This window comes from Microbacterium sp. (assembly GCF_047972865.1).
Classification (GTDB): domain Bacteria; phylum Actinomycetota; class Actinomycetes; order Actinomycetales; family Microbacteriaceae; genus Microbacterium.
Map to the genome: position 1 here is coordinate 1 of NZ_JBKEAY010000130.1, position 3843 is coordinate 3843.

At 70.4% G+C, this 3843-nt stretch carries 4 protein-coding genes; 3 read left to right on the top strand and 1 reads right to left on the bottom strand.

Annotation, left to right across the window (positions count from 1 at the left end):
- Positions 1 to 1315: LON peptidase substrate-binding domain-containing protein (locus ACK5KK_RS08070; RefSeq protein ID WP_416889571.1), on the bottom strand; the 1315-nt coding region annotated here is incomplete at its 3' end.
- A 161-nt stretch (positions 1316 to 1476) separates the two neighbouring features.
- Between ACK5KK_RS08070 and ACK5KK_RS08075 the strand changes: the two genes are divergently transcribed.
- The 3 genes from ACK5KK_RS08075 to ACK5KK_RS08085 form a co-directional block, all read left to right on the top strand.
- Positions 1477 to 2148, top strand: a complete 672-nt coding sequence (locus ACK5KK_RS08075) for an HAD family hydrolase (RefSeq protein ID WP_416889572.1) — start codon at positions 1477 to 1479, stop codon at positions 2146 to 2148.
- Between the two features lie 329 nt (positions 2149 to 2477).
- A complete protein-coding gene (locus ACK5KK_RS08080; protein WP_416889573.1) occupies positions 2478 to 3392 on the top strand; it encodes a LysR substrate-binding domain-containing protein in 915 nt (304 codons plus the stop codon).
- A partial coding sequence (locus ACK5KK_RS08085) for an FAD-dependent oxidoreductase (protein WP_416889574.1) occupies positions 3389 to 3843 on the top strand: 455 nt, incomplete at its 3' end. The genes ACK5KK_RS08080 and ACK5KK_RS08085, both read left to right, overlap by 4 nt.

Here is a 3843-nt window from a genome sequence, read left to right on the forward strand (position 1 = left end):
TGTGGTTCTGGGCCGGGTCGAGCACCTCGAGCAGCGCCGATGTGGGGTCGCCCCGCCAGTCGTTCCCGACCTTGTCGATCTCGTCGAGCAGCACGACGGGGTTGCGGGTTCCCGCATCCCGTAGCGCACGCACGATGCGGCCGGGGAGCGCCCCGATGTAGGTGCGGCGATGCCCCCGGATCTCAGCCTCGTCGCGGACGCCGCCCAGGCTGATGCGGACGAACTCACGGCCGGTCGCTCTCGCCACCGATTCGCCCAGCGAGGTCTTCCCGACGCCGGGCGGGCCGACCAGGCTGAGGATGACGCCGTTGCCGGTGTCGTCTATGTCGCGATCGCGGCGCAGCTTGCGCACCGCCAGGTACTCGATGATGCGCTCCTTGACCTTCTCGAGCCCCGCGTGATCGGCATCGAGGATGCGCTGGGCCTCGTCGATCTCCAGGCGCTCGTCACTGCGGGTGTTCCAGGGGAGGGAGACCATCCACTCCAGGTAGGACCGGATCATGCCCGCCTCGGGGCCGTCGCCCTGCCGCTCAAGGCGGCTGAGCTCACGTTCGGCTTCGGCGCGTGCGTCGTCGGGCATTCCGGCTGCTTCGATGCGCTGTCGCCAGTCCTCACCGCCGCCGCCCTCGCCGTCGAGCTCGCGCTGGATCGCTTCCATCTGCCGACGCAGAATCGCGTCGCGTTGGCTCTTCTCCATGCCATCGGTGACCTCATCGAGGATCCGCTGGCGGGTGTTGATCTCCGCGAGGCGCTCACGCTGGGCATCGACGGCGCGTTGGAGTCGCTGCGTGACGTCGATGGTGGCGAGCACCTCGGCCTTCGTCGCCACCGGAACCTCCGGGGCGTATCCGATGGTGTCGGCCAGCCGTCCCGGCGCGTCGATTGCGCGCAGGAACGCGGCGACACGTCGGGCGTCGCCACGCGCTGACGCCACGGCCTCGGCGAGCGCGCGGTACTCGGTGGCCAGCTCGACAACATCGGGATCGTCGGGCGTGTCGTCCTCGATCTCGCGGACGCTGATGGTCAGGGGCTCGCCGGCGCCGGCGGAACCCAGTTCCGCGCGTCCATCGACCTCCACCGAGACCGCGCGGGTGCCGTCGGGCAGCGACACCTGACCGGTGATGCGCAGGATGGTGCCGAGCGTCGCGAGCGTCCCATCGAGTCGCGGGACGGCCACGAGGCGCCCGTCGACGGCATGTTCGACCGCCGTCGCCTGTTCGTCGGTGACGATGGGGAAGCTCACCGACATGCCCGGAAGCAGCACCGCGTCGTCGAGCGGCAGGACCGGAAGTTCATACGTGGGACCGTGATCCATGTTCACCTCGTCGTGCGCAGCGCACGATAGATAACCAGTGAACGACAAGTTACGGAAGGTAACTCTTGAAGTCAAATCCGGGGGGAGCGGCGACGGCGGGGACCGGCTATCCCGACGTCGCCGTCCGGCGGACGACGATGCCCATCACTAGCCTGTGCGGCATGGAACCGGCGGCGGTGATCTTCGATCTGGACGGTGTGCTGATCGACTCCGAGTCACTGTGGGACCGGGTGCGCGAGGCGCTCGCCCGCGAGCACGGTGGCACGTGGTACGACGGGGTGCACCGGGCGATGATGGGGATGAACTCGGCGGAATGGTCGGGCTACATGCACGACGAACTGGGCGTGCGCCTCTCGCCTGCGGAGATCCTCGATCACGTGTCCGAGGCATTGATCGAGCGCTACCGCGTCGACGTGCCGAGTCTTCCGGGTGCCGCCGCCGCGGTCCGCAGAATGGGCCGCCGCTGGCCGCTGGCGGTCGCGTCGTCCTCGCCGCTGCGGGTCATCGAGGCGGCGCTCGCCGCAATGGACATCCGCGGCGAGTTCGCCGCCGTCGTCTCGTCCGAGTCGGTGCCGCGGGGCAAGCCGGCGCCCGACGTCTTCCTCGAAGCCGCCGCACGCCTCCAGGTCGAACCGGCGTGCTGCGCGGCGATCGAGGATTCCGCCGGCGGCATCCGCGCTGCGGCCGCCGCCGGGATGCGGGTGGTCGCCATCCCAAACCCCGACTATCGGCCCGACCCAGACGCGATCGGCCATGCCGCGGTGCTTCTGGACGCCATCGCCGGGCTCACCCCGGAGCTCCTCACGCCTCGCGACGAGCGCGGCGCCCCCTGAACCCTTCGTCCGGCGCCGGGGACCCGGCCTCGTCGGCTCGGGGACGTTCGGACGGGGGCATCAGCACACCCAGGAATCGGCCGACCAGGATCATCCGGCAGCCGGTGCAGAAGTGATCGCCCACGACCGCCGGCCGGCGGTGGCACAGCTCGCACCGCGTGGTCCTGGGTGGTGCCCACCGCGCTTGCGTGTGATGTGTGTGGTCGGACTCCAGAGCTGACACCGTGGACCGATCTGACGGAGGTCTCTGTCACTGATATCGGTCGCCGCTGCACCAACGATGACCTCGCCCGCGAACGTCCCTCCCCGGGGGGCACTAGACTCGGTTGATGGACATCCGCCAGCTCCACACGTTCCGGCTGGTGGTGGAACGGGGGTCCTTCTCCGCCGCCGCCGACGAACTCGACATCTCCCAACCGGCGGTGTCGCTTCAGGTGCGCTCGCTGGAGGAGTCGTTGGGACATCGCCTGCTGGATCGCGGCGGCCGTCCGCTGGCGCTGACCGAGGCCGGCGAAGCCGCGTACCGCTGCGCCCTGCGCGTCCGCACCCTCGAACAGGACCTCGTGCGCGAACTGCAGGAGCTGGATCAGCACATCTCGGGCCCGCTGATGCTGGGATCGTCCACCGGCCCCGGCGAGTTGGTGTTGCCGCGACTGCTGGGTGAATTCGCGGCCGCCCACCCCCAGGTCGAGGTGCGACTCCAGGTGCTGGACACCCAGACGGTCTGCGACCGCGTGCTCGACGAGACGCTCGAGCTGGGGATGGTCGGCGCGGCCCGTCCGCAGCGCGGCTTGACCTTCACGCCGTTCATGCGCGACGAACTCGTGGTGATCGTGGCGCCGGATCACGATCTCGCGGGCCGTGAGCGCATCGGTCTCGCCGAACTGGCCGACCATCCGTTGATCATGCAGCAGGAGGGTAGCGGCGTGCGCGCGGTCATCGAGCAGGCGCTGCGCGTCGCGGGTATCCGCGGCACCGATCTCACCGTGACCATGGAACTGGGCCTCCAGCAGTCGGTGAAGGCCGCGGTCCTCGACGGGTTCGGCGTCACGGTCATCTCGCGCCTGGCGGTCGAACGTGAGATCACCGACGGGAGCCTGGTCGCCCTCGACATCGAGGGGGACGGGCTGGCACGGCAGTTCTGGGTGGTGCAGCACGCCCACCGAACCCCCCGGCGTGCGGTCGATGCGTTCACCCAGTTCGCCGCCCAGCGCATGCTGGTCTCGGGTGACGCGGCTGCATGAGCGGAACGGCGATGGGCGGTGGGCCGGGGGTGGACGACACGGTGTGGGACGTTGCGGTCGTGGGGTCCGGCGGAGCCGGGATGTCCGGCGCCATCGCTGCCGCCGACGCGGGCGCCCGCGTCGTCATCCTGACGAAGGCCGCGCTCGGGGCATCCAACACGGGCCGTGCCCAGGGCGGGATCCAGGCCGCGGTGGGCCCGGACGATTCACCGGCTTCGCACTTCGACGACACCTTCGCCGCCGGACATCGGGCGGCGCGTCCCGAGCTGGCGCGACGGCTCACGTCGGACGGCCCGGACGCGATCCGCTGGTTGGCTGAGCTCGGTGTGCCATTCACCCGCGACGGCGATCGGATGCGGGTGCTCCGCTGCGGGGGTGCGAGCAGGCCGCGGCTGCTGCAGGCGGGGGAACGCACGGGGGCCGAGATGGTCAAGGCGTTGCGAGCGGCGGT